Origin of the sequence: Plantibacter auratus, assembly GCF_050587365.1 — a bacterium.
In the GTDB taxonomy this organism is placed as follows: Bacteria; Actinomycetota; Actinomycetes; order Actinomycetales; family Microbacteriaceae; genus Plantibacter; species Plantibacter auratus.
Genome location: NZ_JBOBFV010000002.1, coordinates 590,072 through 608,221, shown reverse-complemented (window position 1 = coordinate 608,221; position 18,150 = coordinate 590,072). Strand labels below are relative to the sequence as shown.

Sequence of the window (18,150 nt, the reverse complement as noted above, 5' to 3'; positions counted from 1 at the left end):
GTCAGCGGCCCCGGACGGCTGCCGCCGTCATCAGCCGCAGCAGTTCCTCGCCGGCGAGGATGCCGCGCCGCTCGGTGACCGTCAGCGTGTCGATCGTGAAGCCCTCGTCGTCGAGCTCGCCGTGCGCCGGCCGGAACGCGAGGTCGGCGGTCTCCAGCATCGACTGGTCGAGGAGCGAGTCACCGGCCGCGAGGACGAGAGGTCCGTCGAGGCGACGGGCGACCTCGCTGACGGCGTCGTGCTTCGTGAGCGTGCGCGGCACGCAGTAGAGCTTGCGTCCCTGCAGCGACACCGTCCATCCGAGCCGTTCGCACTCCTGCTCGACCTGTTCGAGCCAGCCCGCCGGGATCGCGTCGCGCTCGACGATCGAGTAGAAGAACAGCGCGTCCGCGACGTTCGTCTTGAGGATCCAGGTGGGCGAGGCAAGCTCCTCGAAGCGCGCGAGCGCCTCGTCGAGCGGAGCGGTGTGGTCGGTGAGGTGCGCTCGCACGCGACCGCGCCAGTCGGCGTCCGGGACGCCGTCGACGAGGATCTCGCCGCCGTTGCTCGTGATCGCGTAATCGGGCGCACCACCCGGCAGCTGCACCCGCTGATACTGCGCCACGGTTCGCGTCGTGACGGGCATGAAGACGGCCTGCGAGCGCAGCTCGATCAGCAGGCGCTCCGAATGGCGCGTCATGAACGAGATCGGCACGCCGTTCCAGAGCTCCGAGACGATGATCGACGGCGCATCGGGGTCCGGCGTCTCGAGCCAGAACGCCTTCGGCGAGTAGATGAGCGTTCGGTCGAGGTCGCAGGCGACGAGGGCGCTCACTGGGCGTCTCCCGCCGCGGCGTCGCTCAACGGGTTGATGAGTCCGACACAGCTGTAGGGCAAGCCGGGCACGACCTCGACCGGCACACCGCGCTGCTCGGCGAGCAGGAGCACGTGCGCGACGTCGTCGAGGGCGTCCGGCGACACGAGCACCTTCCACGGCACCCGACGGAGCAGGACGCGGGTGGTCTCGCCGACACCCGGCTTCACGAGGTTCACGGTCGGGATGTCGTACTGTTCCCGGATCCGCTCGACGGCCTCCCAGCCGATCCAGCTCGGTTCGCGATCGGCCGTGGAGGCCTCCTCGACGCCCGCTGCGACGTCGTCGACCACCTCGGCGAAGCGGCTGGAGACCGCGTCGAGGAAGGCGCCGGAGACGTCGTGACTGCTCAGCTCGCGGTAGAACTTGGCACCGTGGAACTGGTCGTCGGAGAGCAGATCGCGGTTGTACACCGTGCGGGACACGAGGCCGGAGACGGTGGAGTTCAGGCACGCGGAGGGGATGAGGTAGTCGTCGCGCGTGCCGTAGACGGGCACGCAGTGTCCGGGGTCGGCGAGGACCGCCAGTTCGTCGGAGAAGCGGATGCCGTCGGTCTCGGCGAAGAGCTCCAGCGCCGCCGTCAGTTCGCGGGCGATGGCGCCCTTGCCGGTCCAGCCGTCGACGAACGCGATCTGCTCCGGGTCGTGGTGCGCCGCGAGGTAGCGCAGCGCGGTCCCGTCGACGCCGACACCGCGCACGATGCTCATCGTGTAGTGCGGCACGTCGATCCCGCGGACCTCCTTCGCCCAGCGACGCATGAGGATCCCGATGGGCGTTCCGGCGCGGGCGAGGGAGACCAGCACTGGCCGGTTCTCGCGGGACGCCAGGACGAGGTCGGTGACGACGCCGACGGCCACCGCGAGGCGTCGGCTCGAGCGCGCGAGGGCGTCGCGGTAGAGCTCCTCGTACTCGGGGGAGGGCAGGTACTCGATGGGCAGCGACTCGGCGTAGTGCGCGCGACCGCTCTGGATAGCGGCCTCGCGTTCGGAGGCGTCGGCCTCGAGGCGGGTGTCGCCGAGGTCGGTCAGCAGCCAGCGCACCTCCGAGGCGTCGTAGGACCCGAAGTCCGGTCCGGTGAGCGGCTCGGGGAGGGCGGCGGCGTCGATGGTCACGGTGCGGGGTTCCATTCGGCTGGGGTCGGGACGGATTCGGTGAGGAGGACGACGATGACGTGGTCGGTGACGGTCCGCAGTGCCTCGACGACGCCGTCGGGCCGAAGCAGGAGCTCGCGGTCGGCGCCCGGCTCCGGGAACAGGACCACCGCCGCGAACCGTGAGCCGCCGCGGGAGAGGTTGTAGGCGAAGCGGGGTCCGAAGCCGTCGATCGTACGGTCGTGGCTGGTGAAGGACACCGCGCTCGCGATGGCGTAGTCGTCACGGTCGATGACGGCGATGGGGGACCGCGTGGTGGTCGAGAAGCGCGTCGCTCCGCGCGCGCGGTCGAGGTGGGCGGCGACGGCCAGCGGGACCGCGATGAACTCCTCGGAGCCGAGCACCACGACCTCGCCGTCCGGCAGCTCCGGAAGGACCCGGTCGGCGATCGCGGCGGTCACCGCGTCGTCCAGGCGTCCTGGCGCACCGAAGCGTGCGCTCCGCACGGGCGGCAGGTCGGAGGCGTCCACGACGACGACGTCGCCGGCTGTGGTCGATCCCGCGACCGATGCGGCGGGTGCAACGTCGATGACCGCTCGCGCTCGGGCGAGGACGTCCTCCGGAAGGTCGACGGCACCCACACCGAGTGCCACGACGGTGATCCGGGTGCCGAGCCGGTGGGCGAGGTCGTCGAAGCGCTGCCGGTCCGCATCCGAACGGAGGTCGATGAGGGCCGCGACCACCCAGTGCGCCTGCGGCGTGGTGGCGTGCAGGGCGGTGATCGTGTTGCGGACGGTGCGTCCCGTGCTCAACTCGTCGTCGACGAGCACCGTGGTGCCGCCGACCGTGGCCCACGCGGGGTCGCTCGGGTACAGGCGGTGGTCGCTCGCGTGCGAATGCTCCTCCTCGAACGGGGTGAAGGGCACGTCCGCCTCGTGTCTCGTGGAGTGGAGGTACGGCGAGCCGAGCGCGTCGGCGACGATGTGGCCGAGCCCGGTCGCCGTCTCCGCGTAGCCGACGGTGACGAGCTCCGGCCCGGCCACTGGGGCCGCATCGCGGAGCTGGGCGAGGTGCTCGCGGACGGCGGTGAGGGCGGCGAGACCGTCAGCGTCCGGCCGTTCCCGACGGGCCAGGAGCTGCGCCACGGTGTCGAACGGAGCCGTCTCCGGATCGCTGCCGTCGAGCGCGCTCCGCACCAGCAGTCCGAGCAGTTCTCCGGCGGCGAGTGCCAGGCCGGGCACGGTCGGCACGTGTTTGGCGAGGACCGTCGACACGAGCAGCTGCGCGCGTTTGGGGTTGTCGCGGAGTGCGAGACCGACGAGGTCCTCCACCGGGATCAGGCTTCGGGACGCGTCCGAGCGCAGGCCGATGCCGACGGCGTCACTGACGAAGCGGCCCGTCCATACGGTCACCGCATGCTCGTCTCGAGGAGGTCGACGAACGTCGTCTCCTCCGCTGCCACCCCGAAGGCGTCCGCGCGGAGCAGGGTCTTGCGCGCCCACGCCTGGTGCGGCTTCATCTCGTTCATCTTGTTCCGGTAGGGGGAGGCGTTGGCACCGCCGCCCACATCGCCGACGACCGAGAGGGCGTCGACGTACTCCTCGTGGCTCACGACCGACATCGCGTGGACGACCGGCACGTGGCTCGGGTGGATGACCGTCTTGCCGAGCAGCCCGTTCGCCTGGTCGAGCGCGATCTCGCGGATGAGGCCGTCGAGTCCCTTGAGGAGGAGCTTCTGACGCAGCTGCGCCTCGTTCGCGTCCTGGAACGGCGTCATGCGCAGCTGCGGGCGCATGAGCCGCTCCGCGTTGTGGAAGTGCTCCCAGACCGTGCCGGTGATGACGAAGTCGTCGCCCGGTCGACCGAAGACGTTGACGACGTCGGCGATGACCGAGGAGACGAGTTTCACGTCGTACACGGTGAGGTCGCGGGAGCGCCGGAGCGAGAAGGCGCTCGAGAGGTCGGTGGCGCCGATGCGGACCGCCAGGACGTCCTCGCGGTGGGCCTTGGTGACGTCGACGATCCCGGAGAGGGTGTCGTCGCGGGTCTCGCGGTGGATCATCCGCGGCGACTCGAGGATCGGCATGACCCGGAGGCGACGCGCGCCGTTCGACCCGTCCTGCCCGTAGTCGCGCTGCACGCGACCGAGCGCTTCGAAGAAGCGGTCCGCCACCCCGTCGCTGTTCTCGTACTTGGGGATGACGAAGCCGCTCAGGAGGTCGAGTCCCGGACCGAGGAGCCCGGCGACCCGCTCGAGCTGCTCGGGCGTGCGGACGCGGATGAAGAGCAGCGGCAACACGGGGCGCTTGGACCCCGAGCTCTTGGCGGCGAGCTGCTGCATCGCCTCCGCGACGTTCGTCTCGGCGAACTCGACCGCGTCGTCGGGTACCGAGTCCTCGAGGCACAGCACCATGCTCAGGCAGCCGTGCTTCGCCTGCTTCACGACGTCCTTCGCGAGCGTCGGGCGCGTGCCGGGACTGTAGAGCGTGGCGCCGAGTGCCGCCGCCACGTGTTCCGGCGGGGAGTCGATGCTGATGGGGCTCGGGAGCTTGTGGAACAGCCGCGACGCGCGCTTGTCGTCGACGTAACTGAAGTGGCGCATGGTCATCGTCTCCGGGGTTCGCGGGCGACGACGTACGGCGTCGGCTCGAAGCCGAACTGCTGCAGGAGCGTCTCGAGGGGGATCTCGGCGGGAAGGGGTTCGAGGCGGAGTTCGAGTCTCGACCCGATGCGCAACAGCGAGACGACCGGAGCGGCACCGGTCTCATCGGCGGCGGCGAAGCTCTCGCCGTCGAAGAGCTGCACCGTCAGTGGGTGGCCGGCTGTGCCGACGAACAACGCCCGCCGGATGAGGTGCACGTGCCGGAGCGCGAGGATCGCGTCGCCGCCGTCGAAGCCGAGCAGCGGCCGGTTGCCGGGCGTCGTCACGGGCGTGCCGTCGATGCCGTCGGCCGTCGCGACCCCCGTCACGAGTTCGACGGTCTCCCACACGATCGCCGTCGCTCCGCCGATGATGAGGCTGCCGATCGCGGACTGACGTGGGTCGAGCCGGACCAGTGGGGTCTCGTCGTCGAGGACGCGGACCTCCTCGGCTGTCGGGGCCGGGAAGGGCTGCGGGGTCGTCGGAGCTGCGGCGGGTGTGGTGGCGGGGCGTCCCGACGGCGTAGCGGGAGCGGGCGACGAGGATCCGCCGAGCGAGAGTCCTGTCGAGGGTGCAGACGGTGCAGACGGCGCTGCCGATGCCGCCGGGGCAGGGGGTGCGGCGGCGGGCGTCGACGGCCCGCCGAGCGTGAGTCCCGTCGACGGTGCTGCCGACGCGGCGGGCGTTGCGGGGGGAGGTGCCGCCGGGGCGCTCGCCACCGGTTCCGCCTGCGCCACCGGCTCAGGTCTCGGCTTCACCCGACGACGGAGGTAGTCGATGTCCCGTCGCACCGGGGAGGTGTTGAGCGGCACGGCTCAGAGGTCGATTCTGAAGTCGCGCGCCACGCCGGCGAGCCCACCGGCGTACCCCTGCCCGAGGGCGCGGAACTTCCAGTCCGAGCGGTGCCGGTACAGCTCGGCCAGGAGCAGCGCCTGGCTGCTGCGGACCTCCGCGATCGGCACGTCGAAGCGCACGAGCTCCCGACCGTCGGGTGTGGCGACGCGGACGAACGCCGAGCGCACAGGCGAGAAGTCGCCGGGACCGCGGACGTCGGGGTCGATGTAGAGCAGGAAGGCGATCTTCGACACGGCGTCCGGCACCCGCGACAGCTCGACGTCGATCTCCTCGTCGTCGGCCTCGGACGAGAAGGTGACCGCGCCGTCCTGGCTTTCGACCTGGTTGAAGAACACGAGGTGGTCGTCGGACAGCGCCTTGCCGTCGTCGCCGCACATGATCGCCAGCGGCACGGGTTCGCTCTGCGGCCCGCGGCTCGCGATGACGTCCCAGCCGAACCCGATGAGCACGGCGTCGAGGCCGGGGTTCTCGGCGGTGAGCGCGGCGTTCGCGCCCGCGATCAGCGACGCCATCAGTGCGCCCCCAGCACGAGACCGGCGTCGGGCTCCTGGAACTTGTCGGAGAGGAAGCGACCGTGCGTCGAGAGTTCGGCGATCGCGCCGATGCGGATCTGGTTGAGGAGGTCGCGGATGGTCTCCTCGATGAGCTCCAGCTGACGGGCGAAGACGATCGTGCTGCGGGAGTCGTCGGTGCGGTCCGCGGCCGGCAGCGCGAGGAAGGAGCGCAGCGGGCTCGGGAGGTAGTCCGTCACCATCGCGGCGAGGAGCACGCGCTGCTCGGTCGACGCACCCTGGTCGGCGATGGTCGCGACGACGAGGCGCAACTGGTCGTCGATCTGTCGGAGCTGCGAGGTGAGCAGCGTGGGGAGGTCGCGCCCCACGGAGCGCACCGAGTCGCGGAGTTCGTCGAGGTGCCGGGCCGTCTGCTCGTCCTCGGTCTCACCGACGGGCGCCGGCGTGGCGTCGATGACGCCGAGCGGCTCGGCCCCGCCGGTCCGCAGTGCGTTCAGCAGTCGTCCGAATGCCATCCCTCGTCCCCCTTCGTCCTCAGCGACCCGTGCGCCCGATCACCCGAGCGTGAGGCTACCGCAGTTCGCGCTGCTCGGCCTGACGGCTGCGCTCGAGGTACGGCTTCGCCTTCTCGAGACCAGACTCGAGCGCGTTGACGGTGCCCTCCATGTTCTTGGCGGCTTCGGCACGGAAGGTGTCGATCGCGTCCATGGTCTGGAAGACGTTGTCGAACGCGCGCTGCAGGGTCTCGACGCTGACACCCGCGGTGGAGGCCTGCTGGTGGATGCGCGTGGTCTGGTCCTTCAGCATCTCGCTCGTCTGCAGGATCATGTTGTTCGTCGTGGTGTTGATCGCGTCGATCTGGTCGAGGACCATCTTCTGGTTCGCGAGGGCCTGCGCGACGACGACGGCGGTCCGCAGGGCGGCGATCGTCGTGGTGCGAGCGCGGTCGACACCCTTGATGAGCTCGAGGTTGTTCTTGCGAATGAGGTCCATCGCCAGGTAGCCCTGCACCGAGACGGCGAGCTGCGTGAGGATGTCCTGGTGACGCTGGCGGACGGGGAAGAGGACGTCGGCCTCGAGCTTCTGGGCTTCCTCGATGCGTCCGGAGGAGCGGGCTTCGTCGATCTTGGCGACGCAGGCGGCGTCGAGCGCCTTCGCGAAGACGGCGTACTCACTGAGCGCCTGCATCGTCTCCCAGAGCTGGACCTTCTCGCCGGCGAGGGCGGCGTTGTCCTTCAGGAGCTCGTCCTGACCGGCCATGAGCGACTTGATGATCTTGTCGAGCTGGGTCTGCGCGGACTCGTACTTCTGGAAGTACTTGGCGAGCTTGTTGCCGCCCGGGATGAACCCGAGGATCTTGCGCCCGACGCCGAGGTCCGCCTGGTTCGGCGTGAGGTCCTCGACGGTGCTGCGGAGGTCGCCGAGCGTGGTCGCGACCTTGATCTGCGCGCTGTCACCCGAACGCTTCGCACCGGCGACCGAGGTCGACGAGCGGTCGAGCATGCGGGAGGAGTACCCGCTCGACTGCACCATCTCCTTGCCGCCGATCTGGGAGATACCCTCGATCTTCTGCGTGAACTCGGGCGAGCGCGGGTCGAGCGTCGCGACCTCCGTCACGAAGGAGCGCGCCTGCTGCTGGATCTCCGTCTGGCGCTCCGCCGGGACGGGGACCATGCCCGGTGCCTCTTCGGCCTGCACGACGTCCGGTGCATCCGGAGCGTGCAGCACGAGGGAGGCTGCTGCCTGTTCGTTGGCGTCTGGCGGAGTGAGTGGCGTGCTCATACGGTCGACCTTGCTCTCGTGTGTGGCTTGCTCGTGGTGGAGGCGTCGGTGCTCAGCCGAGCGGGACGCCGAAGTCGCCGGCGATGCCGGCAAGACCGGTGGTGTAGCCCTGGCCGACGGCCTTGAACTTCCACTCGGATCCGTTGCGGTAGAGCTCCGAGAACAGCATGGCGGTCTCGGGGGCGGCGTCCTCGCTGAGGTCGAAGCGGACGATCTCGGTGCCGTCCTGGTCGACGATGCGGCAGTACGCTCCGCGGACCTGGCCGAAGTTCTGGCGACGCTCGTCCGCCTTGTCGATCGACACGGCGATGATCACGCGCTCGACGTCTGCCCCGACCGCGTTCAGGTCGACCGAGATCTGCTCGTCGTCGCCCTCGCCGTCGCCGGTGCGGTTGTCGCCGAGGTGCTTGACGGAGCCGTCCGCCGAGGCGGGCTGGTTGTAGAAGATGAAGTCGGCGGAGGAGCGCACCTTGCCGTTCGCGCCGACGAGCAGCGCGGAGGCGTCGAGGTCGAAGGCCTCACCGCTCGTGGTGCGCGGGTCCCACCCGAGACCGACCGTCGCGACCGTCAGGCCGGGGCTGGTCTTGGTGAGCGAGAGGTTGTTGCCCTTTTCGAGGGTGAGTCCTGCCATGGTGATCGCTTCTCCTTCGGAACTGCGCTGGCGCGCGGGGGACTGCTGCGGGTGGTGCTCAGAGGGCCTGGGCGGCCGGGCCGAGGAGGTCCATGACGGAACGCCCGTTGGCGCGCTCGCCGATCGCCTTGAAGGTCCAGCCGTTGCCCTCGCGCGAGACCTTCGACATGATCATCGCGGTGTGCGGACCGGAGTCGGTGAGCTGGTAGCGGGCGACCTCGGGCGAGCCGGGGGTCGAGTCGTCGATGATCCGGCTGAAGGCGTTCTGCACGGTGTCGAAGGTCTGGCGGCTGTAGCTGCTGATCACGAACACGATCTGCTGGACGGACGGGGCGACCCTCGAGAGGTCGACGAGGATCGTCTCGTCGTCGCCGTCGCCGGCACCCGTGAGGTTGTCGCCGGTGTGGCTGGCCGAGCCGTCCTTGCTCGCGAGCTGCTGGAACCAGATGGTGTCGAGCACCTTGCCGGTGGCGTCGAAGAAGATCGCTGAGGCGTCCAGGTCGATGTCGGGTGCGGACGAGCGGCCGAAGAAGCCGCGCTTCACCGGTGCGACGCCGTCCCAGCCGAGACCGAGGCGGATCCGCGTGAGCGACCCGCCGTCCTGCTTCGTCAGTGAGAGCGACTGGCCCTTTTCCAGACTCAGACCCATGGTTCCGTCTCCTAGATGCTTCATCGTGTTGCTGGTGGTGAGGTGTGGGACGTGCGCCCCCGGCCGAAGCTGGGAGCGCACGTCCACGTTATCGGTTCAGCCGGGCGAGCGCCCGGATTCCCGGTCCGTTCAGAGCAGGCCGCGTGAGTCGGAGCTCTTCGCCTGCAGCTCGTGGGCCCGGGCGAGCAGCCGCTGGAGCTCCTCGTCGTCGGCCGCCTTCGCCTGGTGCTTGGGCTTCAGGTTCGCGAACGACTTCTGGCGCTCGACCATGCGGGTGTAGCTCGTCTCGAGTTCGACCTCGTCCACGTGGTGACCGTCCGGGATGTCCTCCGGGGAGTCGGCGTGGTCGACGATCTTCTTCGCCTGGGTGCGGGCGTCGCTGATGATCGTGTGTGCACGACCGGCCGGGCTGAGGAGCGAGGCGAGGACCGTGACGGTCAGGATGCCGATGATGACGATGAGCGACAGCCCAGTGCTGATCTCGAACACCGGGATGTGCTCGCCACCGTTGAGGAACGGCAGGGTGTTCTCGTGGAGCGCGTGCAGGACGAGCTTCACACCGATGAAGCCGAGGATCGCCGCCAGGCCGTAGCTCAGGAAGATGAGGCGGTCGAGCAGGCCGTCGATGAGGAAGTAGAGCTGACGGAGGCCGAGCAGCGAGAACGCCGTCGCGGTGAAGACGATGTACGGGTTCTGCGTGAGGCCGAAGATCGCGGGGATCGAGTCGAGCGCGAAGAGCAGGTCGGTGCCGCCGATGGCGACCATGACGAGCAGCATCGGCGTGAGGACCTTCTTGCCGTTCTCGATGGTGACGAGCTTGTCGCCGTCGTAGCGGTCGGTCGTCTTGAAGAGACGCTTGGCGAGACGGATGACGAAGTTGTTCGCGTCGTCGCTCTCCTCCTCCGGGCGGAGGAGCTTGATCGCCGTGAAGATGAGGAACGCGCCGAAGATGTAGAACAGCCAGGACCAGGCGTTGACCGCGGCGGCACCGAGGAAGATGAAGCCGGTGCGGGCGATGAGGGCGAAGACGATGCCGAAGAGGAGCACCTTCTGCTGGTCGGCCCGCGGCACGCGGAAGCTCGACATGATGATGAGGAAGACGAAGAGGTTGTCGACCGACAGGGCCTTCTCCGTGATGTAGCCGGCGAAGTACTCGGATCCGAGTGTGCCACCGCCGAAGAAGAGGACGCCGAGGCCGAAGACGATGGCGATACCGACGTAGAGGGCCGACCACTTCGCGGCTTCCGGCAGCGTCGGCTCGTGGGCCTTGCGCACGTGGAAGATGAAGTCGAAGGCGAGGAGGGCCAGAATGCCGACGATCGTCAGCAGCCAGACGTATCCGGGGATTTCCATGGGCTGTGTTCTCCGCAGCGCTCGAGGTGGGGACGGGTGATGTTTAGTTGGTGCCGTCCCACTATATAGTTGGTATGGTCGAACCAACACCCGAACGCACGTATTCAGAAAGAATTCAGCTATGAGCGATGACGTCGACCCCGCCGAGGCGGGAGCCGTCATCCAGGCGTCCCTCGCGACGGTGCTCCGGTGGTCCACCAGGGCCGACAACCGGCGTTCACTGCACGACGCCGAGGGTGCCGCCCTCACCGCCACGGACGCGTGGCTCCTCGAATACGTCATCACCGCCGGGCCGATCCGCATGTCCACGGTCGCGGGCTGGATGGACGTCGACAAGTCGACCGCGACGGCCGAGGTGCGTCGCCTCGAGGAGGGCGGTCTCGTCGTCCGGGCGACGGATCCGAGTGATCGCCGCGCGGTGCTCGTGAGCGCGACGGAGGAGGGACGGACCGCCCTCGAACGACACCGGCAGGCGGCGCAGCAGGTCTACAACACCCTCGTCGGCAAGTGGAGCGAGCGCGATCGAGCGGAACTCGCCCGGTTGCTCTCGCGGTTCGTCGACGAGTTCTCCTGGGTCAGCGACGCCGTCTCGCAGCACAACGCGAGTCGCTGACCGGACGGCCTCACGGGTCGACGCGCACGGGGATCGGCCCCGTCCGCTCCGCCCGCGGTCCGTACACCCAGAAGCGGTAGAGCACGAAGCGGAACGCGGAACCGAGGGCCAGCCCGACGATGTTCGCCGACACGTTGTCCGCCAGCGGCGTCGTCAGGTGCATCGCGTCGTGGGAGACCCAGAGGCAGGCCAGGGCGATCGCGCCGCCCGCGAGACTCACCAGACCGAATTCGAGCGCTTCGCGGGCGACGTCCGAGCGCCGATGCGCGCGGAAGGTGAGGAGCCGGTTGCCCACCCAGTTGGCCACGATGGCGAGGGTCGTCGAGATGCCCTTCGCCACGAGCAGCCCGGAGGTGCCGGTGTGGAGGAACACGGTGTACGCGAGCAGGTTGAAGACCCCGACGTCGACGAGGAAGCCGGCGCCGCCGACGAGGCCGAAGGTGGCGACCTCGCGGACGATCGGTCGCCGGAGCAGTGCGCGCGGATCGGGAAGGGCTCGGATCACCATCGCGTCACGACCTGACCAGCTCGAAGACGATGCTGCGGTGGACGGGGATCCGCTGCTCGACGTGGTAGCCGAGCGCCTCCAGATCCGCCACGTTCGGAGAGGTGCTCGAGCCCTCGACGACCCAGACGGTGTCGTGGCCGATGAGCCGGTCGTGGATCTCGGACAGCGGCGCGGCGAGATCCCAGAGCTCGGGGCGGTCGCGGTAGCTCGTCTCGAGCGCCACGTCGTCGAGACCGGCGAAGGCCTGCGGGTAGAGGTCGATCGCGAGCCGCGACTTGCGCGAGGGCTTCACCGACTGGTCGAAGACGACCGCGTCGCCCGGCGAGGCATGGGCCTGGACGACCTCCGCGGTCTGCCGGAGGTCGCTGCCGTCGTCCTTCGCGAACGGGCCGCGCTGTTCCGCGAGGACCGGGATCGCGAGCGCCAGCACGAGCGCGACACCGACCGCGGTCGCCACCGCGCGGTCCACCCGCTTCGGCAGGAGGTCGACGATCGTCCGGAGTCCGAGCGCCATCATGATAGCGACGGCCGGGACGCAGAAGGTGACGTAGCGGAGGTTGTACATCGGCGTCACGAGGGTGTTGCCGATGATGAGCAGCGCGGTCGGTGCGAGCGCCCAGACGGCGATCATCGCCAGGGCGCGACGCTGTCGGGAGGATCGGCGCACCACGAGGACCCCGATGGGAGCGAGCACGATGAGCAGCCACGCGAGCACGGCGAAGGCCGGCGTCTGGAACCACTGGCCGACGAGCACCGATTCCGGCGTCGCGTAGTCCCGCCTGCCGAGGAACGCGATCTGCTCGCGCTGCGCGATGCCCGCGATCACGATCGGAGCGCCGAGGACCAGTGCGCCGACCAGGGACCAGCCCCACGCTCGCATCACCCTCCGCCCGGGGCGTTGGAGCACCATCCAGGTTGCGTGCACGAGGAGGAGCATCGCGAGGTACAGGAACAGGTACATCGAGGCGGCGCTCGCGATGGCGAAGAGCGCCCAGCTGCGGCGCGATGTGGACCGGCGGCGAACGAGCGACACGAACCAGACCGTCAGCCACACGACCGTGGCCATACCCAGTGCATAGGAACGCGTCTCGGCGCCCATCCTGGTGACCTGGGGGATGACGGCGAACACGAGGCCCGCCGTGATGCCGATCGCCGGGGTGAAGATGGACCGCGCGAGCACGACCGTCCCGGCCGCGGCCAGGCCGACGCCGATCGCGCTCGGGAACCGCGTGACGGCCTCGGCGGTGCCGAAGGCACCGGTCCAGACGTGCAGGAACGCGTAGTACAGGCCGTGGACGGCGTCGATGTGGCCGATCATCCCGAACATGACGGGGAGGGGGCGTTCAGCGGCGAGGACGCTCGCCGCCTCGTCACCCCAGTACGACGGCGTGCCGATGCCGATGAGGGAGACGAGGGTGGCGAACAGGCCGACGACCCATGGTGCGGCGCGGCCGCCGAGGAGGGTGTGGAGGGCGTCCCACCGACGGCGCGAGGGCGCGGTCGGGACGGTGATCGTCGCAGTCATGGGTTCCCCTCGGACGCGACAACCTGGCGCGTCGTCTCATCGTCCGCCGCTCGGATGAACGCCAGCAGAGAGATTCCTGAGAGGCCGCGGGGGATCCTGCCGGGACCCGACGGCAGGAGCCCGGCCGCCCCGGTGGGGAGTTGTCCCCATCGCGCGGCAACGGCGCGCGGGACAGACTGCTGGAGTCCGCCGCCGAAAGGAATCCCGATGCAGCTCTCCCGCGTCACCGCCCTGATCACCCTCCCCGTCGCAGCCATGCTCGTGCTGGCCGGATGCTCCACGCCGTCGGCCCCCGACGCGAAGCCGACGGAGAAGGCTTCGTCGTCTGCGACGTCGAAGCCGACCTCGACCGGATCGGCGGACGGTGAGGTCACCGAGCCTGGAGCGCAGGTCGGGATCGATGAACCGATCGTCTACGAGTCGCAGGGCACCGACGGCGTCACCGCACTCATCAGCGCGAAGCTGACCGAGGTCACCCCCGCGACGGCCGACCAGGTCGCGTTCCTCAAGACGCAGTTCGACGGCGGAGAGCTCGACGGCTACGACATCACGCTCATCCGGCTCGAGATGACCAAGGTGTCGGGCGACCCGGTGGCGTTCAACAGCGACGCGACCTCCTTCTCGCCCGTCGACGCCGATGGGGAGAAGGTCCAGGAGGCCACGCTCATCGGGTGGGACGAGTGCGGATCCGACTCGTTCACCGAGGAGTTCGACGCTGGCGCGCCGATCACGCAGTGCTACGTCGCGGCGGCTCCCGCCGGCGGCAAGGCTCCGGCCGGCCTCATGTACGACGGCGGCTTCACCGACCCGAACCCGTACGACTCCTTCGACGGCGACCCGATCCTGCTCATCAAGGACTAGCTGTGCTGCAGGCCTAGGTGCCCTTCGACAGGCTCAGGGACCGGAGCATCGCGGGTGAACCTCTCCCGCTCACTGAGCCTGTCGAAGTGCCCGCGAGGAACCCGCATAGTTCCGGGCACACCTCTCCCGGTCACTGAGCTTGTCGAAGTGCCTGAGTGCCCTTCGACAGGCTCAGGGACCGGATCATTCCCGGTGAACATCTCCCGGTCACTGAGCCTGTCGAAGTGCCCGCGAGGATGCTTCATCGTTCCGGGCGAACATCTCCCGGTCACTGAGCCTGTCGAAGTGCCCACGAGGAACCCTCATCGTTCCGGGCACACCTCTCCCGGTCACTGAGCTTGTCGAAGTGCCCACGAGGAACCCTTCCGGCGGGAACACGGCCGGAACGACCGAGTCTGCGAGCGCGTCCGCATATGCGGCAGAGCGAGCCAGCAAGCGCGCTTCTCGCGCATCGAGAGCAGCCCGCAGCCGGTGGATCTCCGCGTACTCGTCCGAGAACTCCACCAGCCGTGCGGCGTACTCGTCGCTCGCGCGGATCGCGGCGGTGGTGGTGTCGGTCATGGAACCAGTCCACCATGGACCACTGACATTCCAGATGCTGATTCGGGACGGCTGTGGAAGTTGCTCGTGGGCCCTTCGACAGGCTCAGGGAGCGGAGGAGGCATGCCGGACTGGTGGGGTTCACCCGTGGGCCCTTCGGCAGGCTCAGGGGCCGGGGGAGGAGGAGTCTGGGATCGGGGGAGTCAGGGACCGAGGGACAACAGACGAACGCCGGTGACCCGCGAGGGCGGGTCACCGGCGTTCGTGTGATCGGGAGGTCAGTTCTTGAACGCGTCCTTCACGTTCTCACCGGCCTGCTTCACGTCGGACTTGGCCTGGTCGGCCTTGCCCTCCGCGACGAGCTTGTCGTTGTCGGTCGCCTTGCCGACGGCCTCTTTGGCCTTGCCCGCGAGGTCTTCGGCGGCGTTCTTGATCTTGTCTGCTGCGCTCATATGGTGCTCCTCACATGTTCTTCGGGCTGTCGATCCGCACTGATCGAATCCGACAGGGCGACCTGGTGGACGCCCTTCACTTCTACACCCGGGAGCTCCACGTCCGGGCGGGGCTCCAGCAGACTCCCAGAGAACTCCCCGGACCGCTGCACCAGCACACCCGTCGTCGGTTCGTCCCCGACAGCCAGGACCCTGGCCATCAGACCACGCCGCTCGTGCCGAGCAGGGTGCCGATGGCGAAGGTGACGGCGAGGGCGAGCGCTCCACCGACCACGACCCGGACGGTCGGGCGGAGCGCGGGGTTGCCGCCGATCCTCGCGCTCGTGAAGCCGGTGAGCGCCAGCGCGATGAGCACGACGACGAAGGTGATCGGGACGCGCACCTCGGGCGGCGGCAGCAGGATCGCGAGCAGGGGGAGCAGCGCCCCGATCGTGAAGGCGAGCGCTGATGCGCCGGCGGCCGCCCAGGGGCTGACGACGGCGTCCTCGGTGATGCCGAGTTCGGCCTCGAGGTGTGCCGTGAGCGGGTCGTGTGCGGTCAGCTCCTCGGCGACCCGCCTCGCGGTCGTCGGCTGGAGCCCCTTCGCCTCGTAGATCCCGGCGAGTTCCGCGAGCTCCGCCGCGGGGTCGTCGGAGAGCTCCCGCCGCTCCTTCGCGATGAGGGCCCGCTGGCTGTCCCGCTGGCTGCTCACCGACACGTACTCGCCGAGGGCCATGGAGATCGCACCACCGACCAGCCCCGCGACACCCGCTGCGAGGAGCGGGGCGCTGTCGGTCGTGGCACCGGCGACACCGACGACGAGGGACGCGACGGAGACGATGCCGTCGTTCGCGCCGAGCACACCCGCACGGAGCCAGTTCAAGCGGCCCGCGAGGTCACCGCGGTGCGGTTCGTCCGGGTGGCCGCCGGTCGGTGGTGAGGAGCTCATGGATGCATCCAAGCACTGCGCAGGCCGCCTGCGCACGGTTCCCGGCCGATCCCCCACCCGATCGCCTAGAATGGAGGCTGGTGCGCCGGGAAGTCTGGTCGGCGGGCGATCGATCGAGATCGCTCTGCTGCTCGACCGAACCCTCACCCGAAGGATCCGCATGCCCGACGCGCACCGCTCCCACGACCTGCCGGCCGACCAGGCCCCGCACTCGATCTGGCGTGGCATCCACCAGACGCTCCAACAAGACACCGTCGGTGGCGCCCTCCTCGTCGTCGCCACCGCACTTGCGCTCGTGCTCGCCAACACCGGTGCTTCCGAGTTCTACCTGAGCGTCCGGGACTTCACCTTCGGTCCGGAGGCACTCCATCTGAACCTCTCCGTCGGTGCCTGGGCGGCCGACGGGCTCCTCGCGATCTTCTTCTTCGTCGTCGGTCTGGAACTCAAGGAGGAGTTCGTCGCCGGGAAGCTCCGGAACCCCAAGACCGCGGTGCTCCCCATCGCCGCTGCGGTCGGCGGAGTGGCCGTGCCCGCCGTCATCTACGTCCTCGTGAACCTGAGCGCCGGGCCCGACGCACTGCAGGGCTGGGCGATCCCGGCCGCCACGGACATCGCGTTCGCCGTCGCGGTGATCGCGGTGGTCGGCAAGTTCCTGCCGCCGGCACTGCGCACCTTCCTGCTCACACTCGCCGTGGTGGACGACCTCATCGCCATCAGCATCATCGCGATCTTCTACACCGACCACATCGAGTTCCTGCCGCTGGCGCTCGCCGCGGTGCCGCTCGCCATCTTCGCCGTGCTCGTCCAGCGCGGCGTCCGGGCCTGGTGGGTGCTCATCCCGCTCGGTCTGTGCACCTGGGCGCTCATCCACGCGTCCGGTATCCACGCGACCGTCGCCGGCGTGCTGCTCGGCTTCATGGTGCCGGTCATCGCGACCAAGCGCGCGCGCGTGCAGGTGGGGACCACCGCTGAGGGACGACCGGTCTACGACGGGCTCGCCGCGCACTTCGCCGACCGCTGGAGCGTCGTGTCGACCGCTGTCGCGGTCCCGATCTTCGCGTTCTTCTCCGCGGGCGTGGTCATCGGTGGGATCTCGGGGCTCGTCGAGTCGTTCCAGGACACCATCGCAGTCGGGATCATCGCCGGGCTCGTCCTCGGCAAACCGATCGGCATCACGGTGACGACGTTCCTCGTCACGCGCCTGCCCGGGCTCAGGCTCGACCCCTCGATCCGCTGGGTCGACCTCGTCGGCATGGCGTTCGTCGCGGGCATCGGCTTCACCGTCTCGCTCCTCGTCGGTGAGCTGTCCTTCGGTGTCGGCAGCGCGTCCGACGACCATGTCAAGGTCGGTGTGCTCGCCGGCTCGCTCATCGCCGCCACCATCGGTGCCGCGATCCTCGCCGCCCGCAACCGCGTCTACCGGCGTGCGGTCACGGCTGGAAGTAGTACGCCGAGTGCAGGCGGCAGCCAGGATTGAACCGGGCGTCGCAGTTCGGGCAGGCGTCGACCTGCAAGTAGCGGTCGATCGTCAGTTCCGTCGAGCACACGCCGCACAGGATCGCCTCGCGGTCGCGCTGCTCGCGCGGCCACTGCTCGGCCGGGTGGTCGGCGCACTCCGCGTGGCACAGGTGGCACGGGTAGTACTCGCCGCAGCAGGCGAAGCGGATCGCGATGACGTCGAGCGCGGTCGCGTAGTGGACGCAGCGCGTCTCGTCGTCGACCGTCTTCCCGAGGACGCGCACGGTGTCGCCGCCGCTCACCGGACGCCCCGGGCGGTGAGGGCCTCGCCGAGCTCGTCGGCATGCTTCAGCGACACCACGAGGAACGGCACGACGAAGGTCACGAGGTTCGACCCGGCCCCACGCGCCCGCTGCGCTTCCCGGACGCTCGTGGCCAAGCGGGCGAGGACGGGCACCGTGTTGATGGCGACGGCGAGCATCAGGGCGATGCGCGAGGGGTCGACACCGAAGCGACCCAGGGGCTGGAGGACGCGCTCGAAGGCGTCGAGCAGGTCGGCGACCCGCGTGCTCAGCACCAGGAGCGCCGCGAGCAGGACGGCGGCGACGATCCGGGAGGTGTTCGACACGGCGGACTCGACGTCGAGGAACAGCAGTTGGCCGGCCACCGTGATCGTGATGATCCAGCGGATGAGCAGGAGCTGCCGTCCGAGCTCGCCGAGGCCGAGGCCCGAGACGAGGTAGGCGAGGACGGTCACCGTGGTGGCGATGCCCGCGGTCCACCAACTTGTCGGCAGGAGCGAGATCGCGAGCACCACGACGAGGATGCCGAGCGCCTTCGGGCCGGCCGGCGCGCGGTGGAGCCAGCCGGAGCCGGGACGGTAGAGAGTGATCACGCG

General features: G+C 69.4%; 21 protein-coding genes. 3 read left to right on the top strand and 18 right to left on the bottom strand.

The window, feature by feature from the left end; genetic code table 11:
• Position 1: 1 nt before the first annotated feature.
• The 11 genes from ACQ3HE_RS10085 to ACQ3HE_RS10035 all read right to left on the bottom strand — a co-directional run bounded on the left by ACQ3HE_RS10085 (position 2) and on the right by ACQ3HE_RS10035 (position 10,367).
• Entirely contained in the window at positions 2 to 814 is an 813-nt protein-coding gene (locus ACQ3HE_RS10085) for an HAD family hydrolase (RefSeq protein ID WP_430892544.1), read from the bottom strand.
• Positions 811 to 1,980, bottom strand: coding sequence for a cysteine protease StiP family protein (locus ACQ3HE_RS10080; protein WP_430892543.1), 1,170 nt, complete (start codon positions 1,978 to 1,980; stop codon positions 811 to 813). The genes ACQ3HE_RS10085 and ACQ3HE_RS10080 overlap by 4 nt, the downstream gene beginning before the upstream one ends.
• Entirely contained in the window at positions 1,962 to 3,356 is a 1,395-nt protein-coding gene (locus ACQ3HE_RS10075) for a phosphoribosyltransferase domain-containing protein (protein WP_430892541.1), read from the bottom strand. Before ACQ3HE_RS10075 ends, ACQ3HE_RS10080 begins: the two co-directional genes overlap by 19 nt.
• Positions 3,353 to 4,546: an HpcH/HpaI aldolase/citrate lyase family protein gene (locus tag ACQ3HE_RS10070; protein ID WP_138945983.1), complete on the bottom strand. Its 1,194-nt coding sequence runs from the start codon at positions 4,544 to 4,546 to the stop codon at positions 3,353 to 3,355. The genes ACQ3HE_RS10075 and ACQ3HE_RS10070 overlap by 4 nt, the downstream gene beginning before the upstream one ends.
• A 2-nt stretch (positions 4,547 to 4,548) precedes the next feature.
• A complete protein-coding gene (locus ACQ3HE_RS10065; RefSeq protein ID WP_430892540.1) occupies positions 4,549 to 5,397 on the bottom strand; it encodes a hypothetical protein in 849 nt (282 codons plus the stop codon).
• 3 nt (positions 5,398 to 5,400) lie between these two features.
• On the bottom strand, positions 5,401 to 5,952 hold the full coding sequence (locus ACQ3HE_RS10060; protein ID WP_064295863.1) for a TerD family protein: 552 nt from the start codon (positions 5,950 to 5,952) through the stop codon (positions 5,401 to 5,403).
• Positions 5,952 to 6,467 (bottom strand): hypothetical protein, encoded by a 516-nt coding sequence (locus ACQ3HE_RS10055; protein WP_430892538.1) that lies wholly within the window; start codon positions 6,465 to 6,467, stop codon positions 5,952 to 5,954. Before ACQ3HE_RS10055 ends, ACQ3HE_RS10060 begins: the two co-directional genes overlap by 1 nt.
• Positions 6,468 to 6,522: 55 nt before the next feature.
• The gene (locus ACQ3HE_RS10050; protein ID WP_079704610.1) at positions 6,523 to 7,734 is read right to left on the bottom strand and encodes a toxic anion resistance protein; all 1,212 of its coding nucleotides are present in this window, start codon (positions 7,732 to 7,734) and stop codon (positions 6,523 to 6,525) included.
• A gap of 52 nt (positions 7,735 to 7,786) precedes the next feature.
• Entirely contained in the window at positions 7,787 to 8,365 is a 579-nt protein-coding gene (locus tag ACQ3HE_RS10045) for a TerD family protein (protein ID WP_079704611.1), read from the bottom strand.
• A gap of 58 nt (positions 8,366 to 8,423) precedes the next feature.
• Positions 8,424 to 9,014 carry a TerD family protein gene (locus ACQ3HE_RS10040; protein ID WP_079704612.1) on the bottom strand — a complete coding sequence of 197 codons (591 nt, stop codon included), beginning with the start codon at positions 9,012 to 9,014 and terminating at the stop codon, positions 8,424 to 8,426.
• 129 nt (positions 9,015 to 9,143) lie between these two features.
• The gene (locus tag ACQ3HE_RS10035) at positions 9,144 to 10,367 is read right to left on the bottom strand and encodes a TerC family protein (protein ID WP_079704613.1); all 1,224 of its coding nucleotides are present in this window, start codon (positions 10,365 to 10,367) and stop codon (positions 9,144 to 9,146) included.
• A 121-nt stretch (positions 10,368 to 10,488) separates the two neighbouring features.
• On the opposite strand from ACQ3HE_RS10035, the gene ACQ3HE_RS10030 reads away from it, so the two are divergent.
• Positions 10,489 to 10,980, top strand: coding sequence for a MarR family winged helix-turn-helix transcriptional regulator (locus ACQ3HE_RS10030; RefSeq protein ID WP_086472760.1), 492 nt, complete (start codon positions 10,489 to 10,491; stop codon positions 10,978 to 10,980).
• 10 nt (positions 10,981 to 10,990) lie between these two features.
• Here the strand turns inward: ACQ3HE_RS10030 and ACQ3HE_RS10025 are convergent, their stop codons facing one another.
• Positions 10,991 to 11,488, bottom strand: coding sequence for a GtrA family protein (locus ACQ3HE_RS10025; protein WP_159876993.1), 498 nt, complete (start codon positions 11,486 to 11,488; stop codon positions 10,991 to 10,993).
• Positions 11,489 to 11,492: 4 nt separating this feature from the next.
• The gene (locus ACQ3HE_RS10020) at positions 11,493 to 13,013 is read right to left on the bottom strand and encodes a glycosyltransferase family 39 protein (protein ID WP_430892536.1); all 1,521 of its coding nucleotides are present in this window, start codon (positions 13,011 to 13,013) and stop codon (positions 11,493 to 11,495) included.
• Positions 13,014 to 13,220: 207 nt separating this feature from the next.
• On the opposite strand from ACQ3HE_RS10020, the gene ACQ3HE_RS10015 reads away from it, so the two are divergent.
• Positions 13,221 to 13,874, top strand: a complete 654-nt coding sequence (locus tag ACQ3HE_RS10015; RefSeq protein ID WP_430892535.1) for a hypothetical protein — start codon at positions 13,221 to 13,223, stop codon at positions 13,872 to 13,874.
• Positions 13,875 to 14,081: 207 nt separating this feature from the next.
• Here ACQ3HE_RS10015 and ACQ3HE_RS10010 read toward each other — a convergent pair whose 3' ends face one another.
• The 3 genes from ACQ3HE_RS10010 to ACQ3HE_RS10000 form a co-directional block, all read right to left on the bottom strand.
• The gene (locus tag ACQ3HE_RS10010) at positions 14,082 to 14,435 is read right to left on the bottom strand and encodes a hypothetical protein (protein ID WP_430892534.1); all 354 of its coding nucleotides are present in this window, start codon (positions 14,433 to 14,435) and stop codon (positions 14,082 to 14,084) included.
• A gap of 257 nt (positions 14,436 to 14,692) precedes the next feature.
• On the bottom strand, positions 14,693 to 14,866 hold the full coding sequence (locus tag ACQ3HE_RS10005) for a CsbD family protein (RefSeq protein ID WP_086472763.1): 174 nt from the start codon (positions 14,864 to 14,866) through the stop codon (positions 14,693 to 14,695).
• 199 nt (positions 14,867 to 15,065) lie between these two features.
• Positions 15,066 to 15,794: a VIT1/CCC1 transporter family protein gene (locus ACQ3HE_RS10000; protein WP_430892532.1), complete on the bottom strand. Its 729-nt coding sequence runs from the start codon at positions 15,792 to 15,794 to the stop codon at positions 15,066 to 15,068.
• A gap of 160 nt (positions 15,795 to 15,954) precedes the next feature.
• Between ACQ3HE_RS10000 and nhaA the strand changes: the two genes are divergently transcribed.
• A complete protein-coding gene (gene nhaA / locus ACQ3HE_RS09995; protein ID WP_430892530.1) occupies positions 15,955 to 17,271 on the top strand; it encodes a Na+/H+ antiporter NhaA in 1,317 nt (438 codons plus the stop codon).
• Here nhaA and ACQ3HE_RS09990 read toward each other — a convergent pair.
• Both ACQ3HE_RS09990 and ACQ3HE_RS09985 read right to left on the bottom strand, forming a co-directional pair.
• Positions 17,225 to 17,554, bottom strand: a complete 330-nt coding sequence (locus ACQ3HE_RS09990) for a CHY zinc finger protein (protein WP_430892528.1) — start codon at positions 17,552 to 17,554, stop codon at positions 17,225 to 17,227. The genes nhaA and ACQ3HE_RS09990 overlap by 47 nt on opposite strands.
• Complete coding sequence (locus tag ACQ3HE_RS09985; protein ID WP_430892526.1) at positions 17,551 to 18,147, bottom strand: energy-coupling factor transporter transmembrane component T family protein; 597 nt, start codon at positions 18,145 to 18,147, stop codon at positions 17,551 to 17,553. Before ACQ3HE_RS09985 ends, ACQ3HE_RS09990 begins: the two co-directional genes overlap by 4 nt.
• Positions 18,148 to 18,150 lie beyond the last annotated feature (3 nt).